Origin of the sequence: Candidatus Pandoraea novymonadis (genome assembly GCF_003004665.1) — a bacterium.
Taxonomy (GTDB): Bacteria; Pseudomonadota; Gammaproteobacteria; order Burkholderiales; family Burkholderiaceae; genus Pandoraea; species Pandoraea novymonadis.
This window is the reverse complement of record NZ_MUHY01000001.1, coordinates 587,082-605,391: the sequence shown is the minus strand read 5'-3', so window position 1 is coordinate 605,391 and position 18,310 is coordinate 587,082. Positions and strand designations below refer to the sequence as shown.

Annotated in this window: 14 protein-coding genes and 2 tRNA genes; 1 reads left to right on the top strand and 15 read right to left on the bottom strand. The window is 42.4% G+C overall.

The window, feature by feature from the left end; translation table 11 throughout:
- Nucleotides 1-80 precede the first annotated feature (80 nt).
- From BZL35_RS02560 to tolQ, 15 genes are all read right to left on the bottom strand, one after another.
- Nucleotides 81-156 (bottom strand) — tRNA-Val (locus BZL35_RS02560).
- Between the two features lie 382 nt (nucleotides 157-538).
- Nucleotides 539-2,956: an endopeptidase La gene (gene lon, locus BZL35_RS02555; RefSeq protein ID WP_106182616.1), complete on the bottom strand. Its 2,418-nt coding sequence runs from the start codon at nucleotides 2,954-2,956 to the stop codon at nucleotides 539-541.
- 187 nt (nucleotides 2,957-3,143) lie between these two features.
- Nucleotides 3,144-4,430, bottom strand: coding sequence for an ATP-dependent Clp protease ATP-binding subunit ClpX (gene clpX / locus BZL35_RS02550; RefSeq protein WP_106182614.1), 1,287 nt, complete (start codon nucleotides 4,428-4,430; stop codon nucleotides 3,144-3,146).
- 165 nt (nucleotides 4,431-4,595) lie between these two features.
- Complete coding sequence (gene clpP, locus BZL35_RS02545) at nucleotides 4,596-5,252, bottom strand: ATP-dependent Clp endopeptidase proteolytic subunit ClpP (protein WP_106182611.1); 657 nt, start codon at nucleotides 5,250-5,252, stop codon at nucleotides 4,596-4,598.
- A 109-nt stretch (nucleotides 5,253-5,361) separates the two neighbouring features.
- Nucleotides 5,362-6,696 carry a trigger factor gene (gene tig / locus BZL35_RS02540; protein ID WP_106182608.1) on the bottom strand — a complete coding sequence of 445 codons (1,335 nt, stop codon included), beginning with the start codon at nucleotides 6,694-6,696 and terminating at the stop codon, nucleotides 5,362-5,364.
- A gap of 727 nt (nucleotides 6,697-7,423) precedes the next feature.
- Nucleotides 7,424-7,678, bottom strand: coding sequence for a cell division topological specificity factor MinE (gene minE / locus BZL35_RS02535; protein ID WP_106182605.1), 255 nt, complete (start codon nucleotides 7,676-7,678; stop codon nucleotides 7,424-7,426).
- Between the two features lie 9 nt (nucleotides 7,679-7,687).
- Complete coding sequence (minD, locus tag BZL35_RS02530; RefSeq protein WP_106182603.1) at nucleotides 7,688-8,503, bottom strand: septum site-determining protein MinD; 816 nt, start codon at nucleotides 8,501-8,503, stop codon at nucleotides 7,688-7,690.
- A gap of 126 nt (nucleotides 8,504-8,629) precedes the next feature.
- Nucleotides 8,630-9,370 carry a septum site-determining protein MinC gene (gene minC / locus BZL35_RS02525; protein ID WP_106182600.1) on the bottom strand — a complete coding sequence of 247 codons (741 nt, stop codon included), beginning with the start codon at nucleotides 9,368-9,370 and terminating at the stop codon, nucleotides 8,630-8,632.
- 571 nt (nucleotides 9,371-9,941) lie between these two features.
- A tRNA-Lys gene (locus BZL35_RS02520) sits at nucleotides 9,942-10,017 on the bottom strand.
- A 195-nt stretch (nucleotides 10,018-10,212) separates the two neighbouring features.
- Nucleotides 10,213-10,959: a tol-pal system protein YbgF gene (ybgF, locus tag BZL35_RS02515; protein ID WP_106182597.1), complete on the bottom strand. Its 747-nt coding sequence runs from the start codon at nucleotides 10,957-10,959 to the stop codon at nucleotides 10,213-10,215.
- 9 nt (nucleotides 10,960-10,968) lie between these two features.
- Nucleotides 10,969-11,478, bottom strand: coding sequence for a peptidoglycan-associated lipoprotein Pal (gene pal / locus BZL35_RS02510; RefSeq protein WP_106182595.1), 510 nt, complete (start codon nucleotides 11,476-11,478; stop codon nucleotides 10,969-10,971).
- Nucleotides 11,479-11,491: 13 nt separating this feature from the next.
- Nucleotides 11,492-12,781 (bottom strand): Tol-Pal system beta propeller repeat protein TolB, encoded by a 1,290-nt coding sequence (tolB, locus tag BZL35_RS02505; protein WP_106182592.1) that lies wholly within the window; start codon nucleotides 12,779-12,781, stop codon nucleotides 11,492-11,494.
- A gap of 50 nt (nucleotides 12,782-12,831) precedes the next feature.
- Nucleotides 12,832-13,620, bottom strand: coding sequence for an energy transducer TonB (locus BZL35_RS02500; protein WP_106182590.1), 789 nt, complete (start codon nucleotides 13,618-13,620; stop codon nucleotides 12,832-12,834).
- Nucleotides 13,617-14,036, bottom strand: a complete 420-nt coding sequence (locus BZL35_RS02495) for an ExbD/TolR family protein (protein ID WP_106182862.1) — start codon at nucleotides 14,034-14,036, stop codon at nucleotides 13,617-13,619. The genes BZL35_RS02500 and BZL35_RS02495 overlap by 4 nt, the downstream gene beginning before the upstream one ends.
- A 31-nt stretch (nucleotides 14,037-14,067) precedes the next feature.
- Nucleotides 14,068-14,745, bottom strand: a complete 678-nt coding sequence (gene tolQ, locus BZL35_RS02490) for a protein TolQ (protein ID WP_106182861.1) — start codon at nucleotides 14,743-14,745, stop codon at nucleotides 14,068-14,070.
- Between the two features lie 1,038 nt (nucleotides 14,746-15,783).
- Between tolQ and rnr the strand changes: the two genes are divergently transcribed.
- A complete protein-coding gene (gene rnr, locus BZL35_RS02485) occupies nucleotides 15,784-18,297 on the top strand; it encodes a ribonuclease R (RefSeq protein WP_106182860.1) in 2,514 nt (837 codons plus the stop codon).
- The last annotated feature ends 13 nt before the right edge of the window (nucleotides 18,298-18,310 follow it).

Genomic DNA, 18,310 nt, shown 5'->3' with positions numbered 1-18,310 from the left:
ATCGCATTATTAGAAAAACTACGTGATCAATCCATTCAAGAACGGTGTCAAAGAAGCACCAATAAGGCACTACAGACGACTGGTGGGTGCTGAGGGGTTCGAACCCCCGACCTACGCCTTGTAAGGGCGCCGCTCTACCAACTGAGCTAAGCACCCGATCTTGAATAAACCAAAATGTAAAAGCGTTGCATAACCCTCTTATTCACGAAGTCCTGGATCGCGCTAAGCAACATATTAAATTGCATACGTCTTGCTATCGGCTTCGAAATTCTTTTAACTTTGGTAAGTAACTTCAATTGGAGTAAAGATTATACACAACAAATAAGGTTTCGAAAACTGACAATTTTTTAAAAAGACCTCATGCTGAGGTATTGCCTAGAAAATATCAGACCAGCTAATGCCGGATCACGTTTTTCGAAACTAGCGTGAGCCGGAGTATAGCACGCTTCACTTTTATTAAAAGATAAGGTGAGACTCCACCTGTAAATATGATTTTAATAAAAGTCTAGTGACAGAAGATTTTCCATTTTTACACATATCAATGCTTAATGAAATCCTGATTTTCAGAATCAGTCGCAGTTGCAATAGACGTTGCTGTTACCTCTTTATCTGATAAGGGCGATGGGAGAGACTCCAACGCGAACTCAAGGACTTTGTCAATCCATCGTACCGGGATAATTTCGAGTTCATTTTTTATAATATCGGGGATATCTGCAAGATCCTTGACGTTCCCTTCTGGAATCAAGACACATTTGATACCACCACGATGTGCTGCAAGCAATTTTTCTTTAAGTCCTCCAATGGGCAATACTTCGCCTCGTAGTGTGATCTCGCCAGTCATTGCTACATTTGCACGTACCGGAATTCCAGAGAGTATAGAAACAAGTGCTGTGGCCATTGCAATACCAGCTGACGGCCCATCTTTCGGTGTCGCCCCTTCCGGTACATGGATGTGGATATCCTTCTTTTCAAAGTGTTCTTCGGTAATGCCTAAACGAGGAGCACGCGAACGCACCACAGAGCGTGCTGCTTCAACTGATTCTTTCATTACGTCACCTAGTGAGCCTGTACGAATGATGTTGCCTTTACCTGACATCAATGCGGCTTCAATGGTTAGCAGATCTCCTCCTACTTCTGTCCACGCCAATCCAGTTACTTGTCCGATCTGGTTTTCCTTCATAGCTAGACCAAAGTCGTACTTACGAACACCAAGAAAACCATCAAGATTTTCAAAATCAATCTTGATCATCGGTGCTGGTGCTTTTTTTAACAGTAGAATCTTGACCACCTTACGGCATATTTTTGAGATCTCACGTTCAAGGGAGCGCACACCAGCTTCACGCGTATAGTAGCGAATGATGTCTCGGATTGCAGCGTTGGTGATTTCGATTTCTTCTTCTTTTAAACCGTTGTTCTTTTTTTGTTTTGGTAGTAAATAACGGGTTGTGATGTTGATTTTCTCATTCTCGGTGTAGCCTGACAGACGTATAATTTCCATTCTATCCAGCAATGGTGCCGGGATATTCAGTGAATTAGACGTTGCTACAAACATGACATCTGATAAATCGAAGTCGACTTCGACATAGTGATCACCGAAGGTATGGTTTTGCTCCGGATCGAGCACTTCTAACAGTGCGGAGCTTGGATCACCACGGAAATCCATACCCATCTTATCAATTTCGTCTAGTAAGAACAGTGGGTTACGCACACCTATCTTGGACAAACTTTGTAAAATTTTCCCTGGCATTGAGCCAATATAGGTTCGACGGTGGCCACGAATTTCTGCCTCGTCACGAACTCCACCTAGGGACATACGGACGAATTTTCTATTTGTTGCACGCGCAATTGACTGACCGAGAGAAGTCTTTCCAACGCCAGGAGGCCCGACTAAGCCCAAAATTGGTACCTTTACATTATCCACACGCTGCTGTACGGCAAGATACTCAAGAATACGCTCTTTTACCTTTTCTAAGCCTGCATGATCTTCGTCAAGCACCTTCTCAGCATTGATTAAATCATTATTAATTTTACTTTTTTTCCGCCACGGCAATCCCAGCAATGTGTCAATATAATTGCGCACGACAGTAGCCTCGGCCGACATAGGAGACATGAGCTTAAGCTTCTTGAGTTCTGAATCTGCCTTCTTCTTGGCATCTTTTGGCAGATGGGCAGCTTTGATTCGCTTTTCAAGTTCTTCGAGATCAGTTCCTTCCTCACCTTCACCTAATTCTTTCTGGATTGCCTTAACTTGCTCATTTAGATAGTACTCACGCTGACTCTTTTCCATCTGGCGTTTAACGCGCCCGCGTATGCGCTTTTCTACCTGTAAAATATCAATTTCATTCTCAAGCTCCGCTAGCAAATGCTCCAAGCGCTTAATGAGCAACGACATTTCCAAGATTTTTTGCTTTTGCTCAAGTTTAAGAGGTAAGTGTGCAGCAATTGTATCAGCTAGACGATTTGCTTCATCAATGTCGGACAGGGATGCTAGGATTTCTGGAGGAATCTTTTTGTTTAATTTAACGTATTGTTCAAATTGAGCCAAAAGTGTACGTCGTAATGCCTCCGATTCTGGAGAGTTAACATCATCTGGCTCAAGTGGTACAACTTCGCACGTAAATTGTGTTTCCCCCTCTTCGACTGTGGTTGTACGTGCACACTGAAGGCCTTCGACGAGCACCTTGACGGTGCCATCGGGTAGCTTGAGCATTTGTAGGATATTTGCGACACAGCCAATGTTGTAGAGATCTTCAGAGGTTGGCTCATCCTTGGCAGCAGTTTTTTGAGCCACCAACATGATCCGTTTATCACCTTCCATTGCTGTTTCAAGTGCCTTGATCGATTTGGGACGCCCAACAAACAGGGGAATCACCATATGCGGAAACACGACCACGTCGCGCAAAGGCAACAGAGGTAGTTGAATCGCTTCGGGCGGGAGTATTTGGGTGCCTGACATCTCGTGTCCCATAGATAACGATACTGTTTTGTTTCTGCTAGTTGAGGTCTTCTGCCAGAATTGCAAGAGGCGGGGAAAAGTTATTGGCACTTTCCCAATAACTTTCACAGTTAATGTTTATCACAGTCTAAACTTATAAGGTCTGCGCGAAGCCATACATGGCCCATTTATTAAAAAGTACTAAAATTTATTGAGAGCTGGTAACTTTTGTAGACTTTTCTTCATAAATCAACAACGGATTGTGGTCACCGTTAATTGCATTCTCATCAAGTATGACTTTGATTACACCATTCAGCGATGGCAATTCATACATCACTTCAAGCAAGGATTGTTCAAGAATTGAACGCAAACCGCGTGCCCCTGTTTTACGCTTGATGGCTTTACGTGCCACAGCTTGTAAAGCATCAGGATGGATTTCGAGTTCTACATTTTCCATGGAAAATAAGCGTTGATATTGCTTGACCAAGGAATTTTTTGGTTCAATTAAAATAGTGATAAGTGCTTTTTCATCGAGTTTATCGAGTGTGGCCACGACTGGAAGTCGACCGATTAATTCTGGAATCAAACCAAATTTAATCATATCTTCTGGTTCAACATCACACAACAACTCTCCCGTATCACGCTCTTCGATTGTTTTGATCGTCGCTCCAAAACCAATTCCTGTTTTTTCCGTGCGATTCATGATGATTTTTTCAAGGCCATCGAATGCACCACCACAGATAAATAGAATGTTAGTCGTATCAACTTGGATGAAATCTTGATTTGGATGCTTACGCCCGCCTTGCGGAGGTACTGATGCTATTTTTCCTTCGACAATCTTAAGCAATGCTTGCTGCACACCTTCACCCGATACATCACGCGTAATCGATGGATTGTCCGATTTACGGCTAATTTTGTCTATTTCATCAATATACACAATTCCTTTTTGTGCTTTTTCAATCTCATAATTACTGTTTTGTAGAAGTTTTTGAATAATATTCTCAACATCCTCGCCGACGTAACCTGCCTCAGTTAAGGTCGTGGCATCAGCCATCACGAATGGCACATTAAGCAAACGAGCTAATGTTTGTGCAAGTAATGTTTTGCCTGAACCAGTTGGTCCGATTAATAAAATATTACTCTTTGCTAATTCGACTTCATTGTTTTGTGTGTCACCAATATGTTTAAGACGTTTGTAGTGGTTATAAACTGCCACTGCCAAGATCTTTTTGGCACGCTCTTGTCCAATTACGTATTGATCGAGACTTTCGCGAATTTCCTGAGGAGAAGGCAAGTTTGATTTGCTATCTTTTGATCCTTCTTTTTCCGGTGTAGCAACTTCATCACGAATAATTTCATTGCAAAGATCAATGCACTCATCACAAATGAAGACTGATGGCCCTGATATAAGTTTTTTGACCTCGTGTTGACTTTTACCGCAAAAAGAACAGTAGAGAAGTTTCTCGCTGCCAGATGTATTTTTTTGATCCACCATATTGTTAGCCTGTATTTATGCCGCAATCGTATAGCATTTTAGTGCGCTAGGATCACAGTATATTCCTGACTTTCGTTGTAAAGTCATCCTAAACTGAGTGTTGAAGCGTAAAAACCTCACCTTAAATAGGTAACTTTGCTTCCCAACAAGCCTTGGCTCATGAAATCAAGGACGCTTTTCGAGCACGGAATCAATAAGGCCATACTTCACTGCATCTGATGCAGATTTGAAATTGTCACGATCGGTATCTCTCTCAATTACTTCAATCGGCTGCCCAGTATTTTCAGCTAATAGTCTATTTAGGTGTCTCTTTAAAAGAAGAATTTCTTTAGCGTGAATTTCAATGTCCGATGCTTGACCTCGAGCACCACCTAAGGGCTGATGAATCATGATGCGCGAATTTGGTAAAGCAAAACGTTTTCCTTTCTTGCCGGCAGAGAGTAAAAAAGCTCCCATACTCGCTGCCATACCCATGCAAAGTGTAGAAACAGGAGGGTTAACGAAGTTCATCGTATCGTAAATTGACATGCCTGCAGAAATAGACCCTCCAGGAGAGTTGATATACAATGAAATTTCCTTATCAGGATTTTCACTTTCTAAGAAAAGTAGCTGGGCAACAACGAGATTGGCAGTGACGTCATTGACTTCACCTACCAAGAAAATGATGCGCTCTTTTAGTAAGCGAGAGTAAATATCATAGGCGCGTTCACCTCGGCCACTTTGCTCGACGACTACAGGTACTAAGCCAAGCGACTGTGTTTCAAGATTAGAATTGTAAGGAGGTAAGGAGAGCTGTGCTAGCAATTCGGAACGGAGAATCATGTCGGTTTAGTTTTTGTATTAAATGGAGCGATTGGCTACGAAAATAAACTTCATTGGAGCCGCTCAAAACTGCTCTAAAGCAGTTTTCGTGCCAAGCCTATTTATTCATCTAACTATTGCCTGCCAATGTTTCGAAGCTAACTGATTTTTCGGTAACCTTAGTTTTCCCCAAGACGAACTGAACGACATTACTTTCGACAACATAGCCTTCAATTTCCGCCATTCGCTCCTTATCACCATAGTACCAGCGGATAACTTCCTGTGGATCTTCGTAGCTCTTCGCAAATTCCTCGACTTCTGCCTTGATTTGTTTTGGTTCGGCCTGTAGGTTATTTAGCTTGACTAATTCAGTTATAATAAATCCCAATTTAACACGGCGCTCTGCTTGTGCTTTGAAAATTTCAATTGGAATAGGAGTCTTGTCGGCGTTCAGTACACCACGTTGTTTTAAATCTTCACGCGCAATCCTCACCAAGTCCTCTTGAGCTTGTTTTACCAATGTCGTAGGCACATCAAATTCTGATATGGAAATCAGGACATCCATCACTTGATTTTTCAACAAGGCTTTCGTACGACGCTCCACTTCACGTTCCAGGTTATCCTTAATGGCGTTACGCATTACCCCTATATCGCCATTCGGAATACCTAAAGTTTTAGCAAACTCGGCATTAACTTCGGGTAGATGTGCCCATTCAATCTTCTTTAGGGTCACGTTAAAAGTAGCTGTTTTACCTGCCGTTTCCTTGGCGCGATAGTCATTAGGGAACTTTAGTTCAAATTCTTTTATTGCGCCAACCTTTATCCCTAGTAAAGCTTGCTCAAACTCTGGCAACATGCGACCTTCACCCATCACGAACATGAAATCTTCGGCAGTACCGCCCGAGAATTCTTTACCGTCGATCTTGCCTATGAAATCAACTGTCACGCGATCGTTGTTCTGAACTTCCACTATGCCAGGATCACCATGCTCGCTTGCTTCTCCTCGGATGTGATAATGTGCGTTCTGTTTACGAAGGACGTTAAGCGTACGATCGATCTCAGCATCTGTAATTTCCGTTGTCATACGGGATACTTCAGTCAATGAAAGATCACCAATTTTTACTTCCGGATGAACCTCAAACGTGACATCGAATGAGTAATTTTTTTCAAAATCGATTGTTTTTTTCACAAAATGCGGCTGACCGACAACGCGTAATTCTTGCTCACGAATAATATCGAGGAAACGTTGACCAACCTGATCGCTAAGAACTTCGGTTTCGATTTGACCACCATATTTCTGTACAATCATTTTCAGTGGCACTTTGCCCAGACGAAAACCAGGCATGCGAACGCTATTCGACAGTTTCAGAATACGCTTTTGAACTTCTTTTTCAATTTCTTGCTTCGACAGAGCAATCATGAAACGACGCTCGAGCTTGCCGAGATTTTCAACAACGATAGTCATGAGAACGGATGTCCATCTAGAAGGGTTGTTCTATGTCGCGGCGATGATATTTCACGAGCGAACCCCCATCAAGTTAATCAATCTTTCGCCAAATCCAATATTGGGCTGACTCTTTTCTCGTACCGATATTAAGCTGAATACAGCATGATGATGGTTGCGAGGAGAAGAGTACTTACATAGTAAACTTCGCATTCTAGCAAAATATTTAACTTATAACTAAAAAACACCATAAGAAAAGGTGAGAGAGGCTCGAATAGTTATATCAAATTTTACTGTTTTCTCATTTTCTTTAAAAAATAACGAGCCAACCTAATCTTAGATTCAGAAGAAAATATGCATTGATTGTTAAGGCAATGGCTATCATTTTATTCCGATATTAGGCATCGTAGAAAAGTTTAAAGTGGTCTTGGTTTCATTTCCACATAATCTTTCCTGTGACCAACGCCAGATGGCATTATTTATTTTTACCACAAGCACTAGTTGAATTTTATCATCTATAAAAAATGTCGAGGCATGGTGATCAAGCGACGATTCATATACCTAGTTGTGGATAAAACCATCGTGCGGTTGATTACATTTAACATAATTTATTTTTCACGTGCCTGAGCTAAGGGTTAGTCTCCAATCGACTGTAATTATTCTTCGACAGAATTCCCCAAGAGCAGTGGAGTGATAAGCATGCAGCACCTACAACTTCGGATTCTATCATTGGTGCTTAACGATTACACTACACTTGTGGAATTTCAATTTTTACTTCGAGTACTTCAAGGTTCTCCTGACGCTCTAGACTAACTTTGATGTCATCGTTAGCAATCTGAACATACTTAGAGATAACCGAAACAAGTTCACGTTGTAGTGCGGGCAAATAATCAGCTCGAGGTGATATCCCGTTACGCTCGTGAGCGAGAATAATTTGCAAACGTTCCTTAGCAACTGAAGCGGTCTTTTTCTTTTCTCCAAGGAGAAACGACAGTATTGACATACCTGCTCCTCACTTGGTGCCGAAAATGCGCTGCAGCAACCCCGGCTTTTGATAATCGGTAAAGCGCATGGGCATTTCCTCACCTTTAAAACGACTGATTACGTCTTTATACGCTTCAGAAACGTCTGAAGCCTCAATATGAATAGCGGGTGTCCCTTGGTTTGAGGCATCTAACACAGATTCAGACTCTGGAATTACACCAATTAGCTTGATGCGGAGAATTTCCTGAATGTCTTCCAATGAAAGCATTTGTCCATTGTTGACGCGCTTCGGATTGTAGCGGGTGATGAGCAAGTGTTCCCTGATTGGAGCAATACCTTCAATAGCACGTTTAGTTTTAGAGGCAAGAATACCGAGAATTCTGTCTGAATCACGTACGGAGGAGACTTCAGGATTTGTAACAACGAGTGCTTCATCAGCGAAGTACATTGCAAGTAGCGCACCGCTTTCGATGCCTGCTGGTGAATCGCAAATGATGTATTCAAAACCCATCTCACAGAGACTATTTATAACGGATTCTACTCCCTCAAGAGTCAATGCCTCTTTGTCACGCGTTTGCGATGCCGGCAAAACGAACAATTTTTCACAGATCTTGTCTTTGATTAATGCTTGATTTAGGTTGGCTTCACCCTGAATTACATTGATAAAATCATACACCACTCGACGTTCGCAACCCATAATTAAATCAAGGTTGCGCAAACCAACGTCGAAGTCGATTACAACTGTTTTATGTCCATGCAGCGCAAGGCCTGCGGAAAAACTGGCACTGGTGGTCGTCTTCCCGACACCACCTTTACCTGAGGTCACTACAATTACTTTTGTCATCTGTTGGTGTCTTCCCAAACGAATATGTTTTATTCAATGGATACGTTTTTCATGTAGGCAATGAATTTTCTTATTATTCCTCCGCGTCGGATTCAATATCCATGAGTCGTAGACGAATCTACTAGTCTATTTGAGGCCGAGTGGATCGAAAATTAACTTATCTTCTGACAAACGAACCTGAACTGAGCAACCTTGCACATCGGTTAACTGGGCATGTTCGCCCGTTCGATAAATTCCCGCAATCGAAATGAGCTCGGGCTCTAGACAAGTACAGAAAATACGAGCATCGAGCTTGCCAAGAACCCCGGCAAGCGCACGTCCTCGAAGTGGTGCGTAAATATGGATATTTCCTTCTGCCATTACTTCAGCCCCGTAACTCACAAGATCGAGCACAACCAAATCCCCATGCGCATAGACTTGCTGGCCAGAACGTAATGGTTTATCAATGATTGTCGTGCCTCCAGTAGTCCCTCCGAACTCAATCGTTGTTTCCTCCTGTACGGATTCGTGAATAGCATTCCTCTTTTTACTTTCTGTAGAAGAGAGTCGCTTGTGACTTTCGAGTATAGGAAAACCATCTACCTGGTAAGCCCATTCGGCCTGATACGGATCTGCTATGATTCCTATAGGCGCCATCTTAAATTCCGATAGCATGGCGATTAATTTGGACACAGAAATGCTCTGGTTAGCGCCTAGATGCCGGACATCAATAGCGACCACATCACCTGCAAAAAATGCAGGGGTAGCCTGAAATCTTTGCACTAATTCCATGCGCAACTGGTTTAATTGTGGTGTCTTGACGACGAAATGCAGGGCATCAATGGCACCGCTGCGCAACTCGAAGTAAGGCGTACTCTTCTGCGGCATGTTTTTTTCGTTCGTTGATAGGGAGTGAAGGCGTGCTACATAAGGCTGCGTACGAACAATGAGAGCCTCGTAATTTTACCTCGCTCTGGATTAAAAAACCAAGTGGAACATAAAGACTATGGAAATCATGTTCTTCTGGCTAAAAAATCTATTCAATAGCGGGGCTTGAGAAGCTATGAAACCAGTCTCTTTTCACTGTCTGACGAAAAATTCTATCGGAGAAAAATAATTAACGTGATTAAAGCGGTGGCCTATTTTCTTATTTGAACTAATCTATCTGTACAAACTAGCCTGTAGCAGTCGGTCCAGTGCGTAGAATAGAGCATGATGTATTGAAGAAAGCCAAATAAAAGAAAATCCAAAATCAATAAAATTATTTCTTAGTAACTAGAAGATCGATCAAGGCCGAATCAGGAGATTTTCTCATGACAAGGTATTAATTAAAAGGCTGACAAGGAGAATGGAGAAGACTGAATCACTAGGTCTTTTTCATGCCAGCAGACGATGCCTTTAAATGAAGAACCAACAACAGACGAAACCAACGTTCTGACGGACTTTTGAAGAAAAATTTTGGTAGGCCGTGCAGGATTTGAACCTGCGACCAACGGATTAAAAGTCCGCTGCTCTACCAACTGAGCTAACGACCCAATCCCGATAATTATACGGAGTGGGTCGTTAGCTTGTCAATATCGATTTAATCTATATTTTTATTTTCATAAGATTATGTTTGAGATCGCTGCACCCAGGTTGATTTCCACTATGAATATAGTGTTAATCGTGTAGGAGAGGCTACAAAATATTACAAAGTTTATTAAGCTGCTTTGAAGAGGCATAGAAAATGTTTATCGCAATTTTGTGGCACGTTCCTTCGCTACTTGTGCTGATTCGGTATCAGGATAAATTTTTATCATTAACTCGAGTGTTTTTTTTGCGCTATCCTTTTGACCACTTTCTAGTTGGTTGTTAGCAATGGCCAAAAGTGCTTCAGCAGCCTTTGGATGAGTAGGGTAGCGCCTCACGATTCTATGTAATGTTGCATTTGATCCCTTGTAATTCTTCAGTGCATATTGTGAGTTGCCTAGCCAGAATTGGGCTTCTGGTTGGTATGGACTTTTCGGGTAGTGGTTGATAAATGACTGAAAACTATTGGCTGCAGCTTTGAAATTGCTATTGCGAAATTGATTCAATGCCTTATCGAAGGCATCTTTTTCTCCAGGCTGAACGATGCCTACAATGCCGTTAAGCATCACTCTTTCAGGTTCAAATTTCCGTAAACGATTATTAAGATCTTCGTAGAAATTTTTTTGATTCTGTTCAAGAATTTTTAATTGATTGCATATGTTTTCATTGTGACCACGTTCCGTAGCGAGATCATGCTGCAGTTGTTGGTTTTGATTGTTCAGTTCGTATGTGTTGTGTGTAAGTGCGTCGACTCGCACTCTGACATTCTCTAGTTGACTACGAATATCAAGGATTGCCTGACGCGCTTCATTGTCATTGAACAAACTGCCATGTGCAAAAGGTGTTAAGAATAAAATGATAAGCGTACCAATTAAGGAGGATAGGGTGTTGAACGAACGAGATTTCATAGTGAACAATTAATATACGATGTCGGCACGTCGATTCTCTGCGTAAGAGGCTTCGTCTTGAGCGGCAGTCCGTGGTTTTTCCTTTCCAAAACTCACGGCTTCCAACTGGTTATCATCCACACCCAGCAGTGTCAGCCAACGCACCACAGCTTTCGCCCGTTTTTGGCCGAGTGCTAGATTGTATTCGCTAGTACCACGTTCGTCGGTATGGCCTTGAATTATAATTCTGCGGTTATGGTTATTCGTTAGGTAGGAGGCATGCTTTTCAAGCATTAACTTATAATCATTTTTGATGATATAGCTATCAAAATCAAAATATACGCTATGCTTGGCCGACAATCCATTTCGATCGTTTATTGACAGATTTTTTGATGGATGGATTGAGGTATCACTGAGCGCGCCAGTTTTGAATTGGCCTTTTTTGATAACTGGTTGCTCGTCGAGCATTACGCTCGACGAGCAACCAGTTATTGCGATAAAGATAGCTATCGAAAAAATATGGCGAAGTAAGGCATTCATTAGAGCTTCCCTTTTATTGTGTAAATGGCCCCCAGGATGGTTCACGGACTTCGTCTCCACGTATGGAAAAAGTCTTTCGTACGTACCCGTCTACCGATACTGTTGCGATGTTTTTCCGTCCATTGACTTTAGTTGCATAAAGGATATGTTTGCTATTTGCCGAAAAGCTCGGTGATTCGTTCTGATCACTGTCAGTTAAGTTTATTACATCACCACTAATTAGATTTTGTGTGGTTAACTTGTATCCATCCCCTTGACGAGAAATATAAGCTAGTAATTTTCCGTCTGGACTCAGCCGAGGGCTGACGTTGTAGTTCCCTTTGAATGTAATGCGCGTTGCTGCGCTTTCACTTTCTCCCTCGGAAGGCATACGATAAATTTGCGGACTACCGCCACGATCACTGGTGAAATAAATCCATTTGCCATCCGGAGAGAACTGTGGCTCAGTGTCGATGTTATTACCTATTGATAAACGATTGAAGTTGCCGCCTTGTGCATTGACTGAATATACTGAGGTGTTACCGTCACGCGATAGAGCTATGGCTAGTGTTTTGCCATCTGGGGCCCAGCTGGGTGCACTGTTATTCCCCTTTTCATTGGCTAGTACAGTACGATTCCCAGTTGGTAAGTCATGTATGTAAATGATAGGTTTTTGTCGCTCGAAAGAAACGTATGCAATTTTCCTCCCATCTGGCGCCCATGCTATTGAAATTAATGGTTCCAGGCTATTCATTGCAATTTTTGCGTTTTTGCCATCGGAGTCTGAAATTTGTAATTGATATATATTTCCAGTTCGAACTACGTAGGATAGTCGTGTCGAAAATATGCCACGATCGCCTAATAGCTTTTGATATACGTAATCTGCAATTTTGTGCGCAGTTAAACGTAGATTTTCGCTCGTCGCTGTTATCGATAGTCCGCCTAGACTTTGCTGATGAATAATATCGTAAAGGCGGAATTTGACGTCGTATGTGCCATTTTCACGTTTCGTGACGCTGCCTGTAATCAACGAATTTGCACCTTTAGTTTGCCAGGAGCTGAGGCTAACCATATCATTTTCGCCGATGATTTGGCCTTCGACTGGTACTTGAATGAAGCGACCGCTGCTGGTTAGGTCCGCCCGCACGATGTCGACAATGAGTGTATGAGTTGAGTCGTTGATATTCTTAAAGTTTGCAACGGCGATAGGGTGTCGGTTGGAACCGATACCTTTAATGTCCACTGTTAACTGAGCATGGGCAACTGTTGTGGTAACCCAGGTGATTACAAGTGCGCGTAATACATACAAAATAGAATCTTGCATAAATTCGAAAGATCCGGAGGTATATGTTGATGTTCTTTCTATATTGTTCTTTAGCCCTTTGGGCTAAAGAACAATTGCAGACTGTGAGGCGCTTTACCACTGCTGTCGCAAGGCAAGGGATCGGATAGTTTTACTGCCGTTTGAACGGCCTGGTCCCAGCTTCTTTCAGTACTCGCTTGCATCAAGTGCTGAGAGATTACCCTGCCGTCAGGAGCAAGTTCGACTTCGATGATCGCAGTTGGATTGCCAATTATTACTTCGGTATAGATGATGTTTTTTTTAATGTGGTCGCGCAGAAGATCGAGGTAGTCATCAGAAGTGGTAAAGTCAGGATCCACAGTTTTACCATGCTGCTTACCAAGACTTTTACGAGTCTCATTTACCGCACTAATTGCTTTATCTCGTAATGAAGCTAAGTATTGCTCACGCTCACGTGTTTTGCTAACTTTTTTTTTATCTATGTTTTCCTCCTTTGTTTTTTGTCTTACTTGTGTGTGCAGTGTTTTTCGAAAACGACTATATTCAGTAGCTTCTTGAGGCAGTTTATATTTCTTTTGCATGCTGATATTAGCGGTTTCTGTTGCCTGTGTTGGTTGAGTGGAAGCTTGTGGGTTTTGTGAGTAGACTGATGTTGATGTTTCGAGCTTCATCAATTCGGAAGGCGTCAACAGTATTGCTTCAGATTGTGTGGGCAGATTATTTTTCTGGCGCATGCCCTGGGAAAGTAGTATAAAAAGCAGCGCATGTATAAACAGCGCTAAAAGGAAAGCTCCTCGCCCCATTGTTTGCTCGAACTGATAGCTTTTGATTTTTTGTGGGTTTAGGATAAAGCATTTCATTTCTGTTTTACAAGAAGACCAATACGCTTAACACCTTCAGCCTTCAAGTCGGACATGAGATCTATCACGAGCTCATAACGCAGAGTCTTCTCAGCTGCAATCACTACCGGTTGCTCACAATTACTTTGTTCACGGTTTTTTAGGAACGAAAGTAATTCGGGTCCCGACATTTCTTGTTCATAGGGATTATTTCCCTCTTTATATTGGACGAGCATTTGATCGTGGGCTTTAATATTAACCACTATAGGTGTTTTCTCTTGAGAGTCTGCATTCGAGAAGTTAGGTAAATTCACGATTGCAGGACTGATAAGTGGCACTGTTGTCATAAAAATTACGAGCAGCACGAGCATGACGTCAATATAGGGTACGACGTTCATTTGTGCCATCGCTCGGCGACTGTAACGATTGCTTCGCATTGAACATGCCATGTCGGCTCCTCGTGATTGTTCAGTGGATCTGCCGTTGAAGGATATTCAAGAATTCGTCAATGAAGCTGTTGAAACGGATTGAAATCCGATCGATACTGCTCACAAAGAGATTGTATGCTATGACAGCTGGGATTGCTGTAAAAAGTCCAATGGCCGTGGCTACGAGCGCTTCAGAAATTCCAGGGGCAACATTGACTAAGGTGGCTTGTTGCATATTCGAAAGACCGCGGAATGCGTTCATAATGCCCCATACCGTAGCGAATAAACCAATATATGGGCTAACCGAACCCACTGAGGCTAGGAATGCCAGATTTCTTTCGAGACTATCAAGTTCGCGTTGATAGGAAGCGCGCATTGCCCGACGTACACCATCCAAAATAACGCTCGTATTACTTGTTAAACCTTTTTCTTTTAATTTGAGATATTCGTGCATGCCAGATTCAAAAATACGCTCCAATGCGCAAGTTTTCTGGTGCTTGCTGAGCGCATTTTGATAGAGCGATTGTAACTCGCCACCGGACCAAAAATTACGTTCGAAATATTTAGTTTGGATGTACACATGGCGAATGTTAAAGATCTTAAGGATGATATTCGTCCAAGAGAGCAGCGACATTAGCAGCAATAGCGCTATGATAGCCTTCACTGGAAGACTTGCGTGTGCTCCTAGTGAAAGAATGGAAAATTCTTGGTTCGTCATATAGGCAGAGTAAAAGGCCTCAGGCATTCGTTATTATCAGATTGCGAGGAGGCGAGTTTTTCTGAAATCTTTGCGGTACTAAAATGATAAATGAGGGTAATTTTTTTTCGATATAGAGTCATTCCACAGGCGTTACTGAACTAATATTAATACATCTTTTTTAAAAAAATCTTAAAAATAAAGTTTTCTTGTATCGCCAAAAATCTTCGTAGAAAGAGAAATTGGAATAAAAAGAAATCGACTATTACCAGTCTATTTTAAATAAAAACGAGTACCGTTAGGAAATAGAATATCCTGTATTTGCCTTGATAATATTTTAACGCATCGTGCGATGAGCGTCAGTGAGTGATAGTGGCATAAGTGCGTAGAAGTATTGATCAGAGATATCTAACCAGTGTCTGGATGTGATATTTATTGGAAATGGAGTGTATCGGTATTTTGAGAAATTTATTTACTATCACGAAGTATGAAACCTTACTCAGAAACTTTTGGCGAAAATTGATTGTTTTATTTTGGGGTAGCAGTAATATTCACATGTAGGGTATAAGGAGATCGTGTGATTGATTTTCCATCAATATTTTTTGACAGGTACCTCTGCGGATGTCTCAAATAAATAATTGACTAGCGGCACTGTTGATCAAAATTCTGCTAACGCGCCCAATTTTTCTACCTTCTACCTTTGAGACTACTCGTATGCAGTTAGCCACTGGCACTTTACTGCATGTGTTTTCGGCAATTCTTCTAGCACCTGCGCGATCAGACCTTTCAAAGAGTAGACTTTCGCGATATCCAACGTTATTTTTAGTGGTAATTATTTCACTACATGCAATTTATCGAACAAAAATCTTTTTTTGACCGGTTTCAGGAAGTTTATAACGTATGATCGTCTCTTATGTGTCTCGGTACGTTTTCTATTGAGGATATCGGGGCAGGTGTGTTTCCCTGCTGCTGGATGTCTGTTGTAGGGTTATAGCGGCTGTTTGGCGTATAGTGTCCGTTCAGCTGAAATTCATTGATATTGATTGCGATATACGACCTTTGAGCAAACATCCTTACTCGATCCCGAGCCGCGAAGAAATTCTTAGTGTTCTTCGCACCTCTGAGTCTTCGCTTTCGGCTAGCGATATTGGCAAAAAATTGTCGCTCAGAAAGCAGGAATGCGAAGCTTTCTTTAAACGCCTTGCAGCGATGGAGCGCGATGATCAAATTCGATTGGATCGCCATGGTTATTATCAATTGACGAATCCTTCGAATTTCATTGCGGCCCGTGTTGTTGGTCACCGTGATGGTTATGGTTTTGCCGTGCGTGATGATAATGGTGATGACCTTTACCTGTCGACTGAAGAAATGAAAAAGGTCATGCACAGCGATCATGTGTTGTTGCGTGTTATTGGTTATGACCGCCGTGGGCGTCCAGAGGGGCGCATCGTTGAAGTGATAAGACGTGCCAATACACATGTCATAGGTCGTTTATTGAATGAAAATGGTGTGATGCTTGTTGTGCCTGAAGATAAGCGTATTGGTCGCGGCATCTTGATTCCTCGACGTTCACAAGGCAGAGCGAAGGTTGGGCAGGTGGTAAGTGTCGAATTAATCAATTATCCGACTCGCTATAACCAGCCAATTGGGCGTGTTGCCGAAGTGCTTGGCGATATCGAGGATCCTGGGATGGAAATAGAAATTGCGGTGCGTAAGCACGGTGTACCATACCAATTTTCTCCCCAAGCGCTTGCCGAGGCAGATGCTCTTCCAGATGAGGTGCGTGCCTCTGATATTAAATATCGTGTCGATTTGCGAGATGTGCCGCTGATCACTATCGATGGTGAGGATGCTCGAGATTTCGACGATGCTGTGTATTGCGAGCCATGTGAGATTGGCCGTGCTAAAGGATATCGCCTGATTGTGGCCATCGCCGATGTGTCACATTACCTGATTCAAGGTGGTCCGATTGAGGTCGATGCCTTGGAGCGCAGTACTTCTGTATATTTCCCTCGGCGAGTCATTTCGATGTTGCCGGAAAAGTTATCGAATGGGCTATGTTCGCTCAATCCAGGTGTTGACCGTGTCGCGCTCGTGTGCGATATGACAGTCACTCTCAATGGTGATATTAAAGCGTATCAATTTTATTCTGCAGTAATCCATTCTGCTGCTCGCCTTACTTATACGCAAGTTGGGTCGATTTTTGCTAATACTAATAAGACTAAGGGGCTGGAAGCAGAGAGACTGGCCGGGCTATTGCCCCATATATGGCATTTGTACGATCTCTATAAGGTTCTGGCGAAGGCACGCAAGACCCGCGGTACGATCGAGTTTGATTCAATAGAAACACATATTGTTTGCAATACACAAGGCAAGATTGAACAGATTTTGCCACGAACTCGTAACGATGCGCACCGTCTCATCGAGGAGTGTATGCTGTCAGCGAACGTTTGCGCAGCTGATTTTATGAAACTTCACAAACATGTTGGTTTGTATCGGATTCATGGTGGCCCTTCAGGTGAAAAGCTAAATACGCTTCAGAGATTTCTGAAAACAATCGGTTTAAGTTTAGGTGGAGGGGATGCTCCGTCAACAGGCGATTATGCGCAATTGATGAGTCGGATTGACTTGCGTCCAGATGCATTGATGATTAAAACTATGGTGCTTCGATCGATGCAGCAGGCTATCTACAGCCCGCATAATATTGGCCACTTTGGTTTGGCTTATGAAGCCTATACTCATTTCACGAGCCCGATTCGTCGCTATCCGGATTTGCTGACGCATCGTGTTATTAAGGCTATCATCGACGGCGGTAAGTATGTACCAAAGCTGCCTGCAGATCTAGAGCTGGCAACAGGTTTGGCGTTGCGTGCACGAATATTGCAAAAGGATTGTGCTAGAGATGAAACTTTGAATAAGACGTGCTGTGCTGAACAGCAGCACGTAGTCTGGGAGAAACTAGCTGTGCATTGTTCGGCCAATGAGCGTCGTGCTGATGAGGCATCTCGTGATGTTGAGGCATGGCTTAAATGCTACTTTATGCGTGAAAAAATAGGTGAGGAGTATAACGGTACGATTAGCGCTGTAACTGCATTTGGTATTTTTGTACAGCTAGACTCACTTTTTATTGATGGTCTTGTGCATGTTACAGAACTAGAAAGCGATTATTTTGAGTTCAATGAAACTCATCATGAACTCCGTGGTGAGCGTACTGGTATTCGTTATCGTTTGATGGATGCTGTGCGTGTGCAAGTGGTGCGAGTAGATCTCGATGCACGCAAGATCGATTTTCGTTTAGTGCGAGCACAGGACACTAGTTTCGGATTGACCAAAGTACTGAATTCTAAGCGTGTGGGCCAATGTGAAAGTATTCCTGATAGGAAACGAGTACCATCTGTGGTAGTGGACGCACCAGTATCGTTAAGTTCGGGAAATAATTTGAATTTTTCATCAAAAATTGGTTCAAAAATGAGTTTGTTATCTACTCGAGGAGTATTGCTTAATAGTATAAAGCCAGCTCAAACTAAAAAGCGTTTATCTAGATCGAAGGTGAAAAATAAAGGCCAGGGGTGACACATGAGAATTT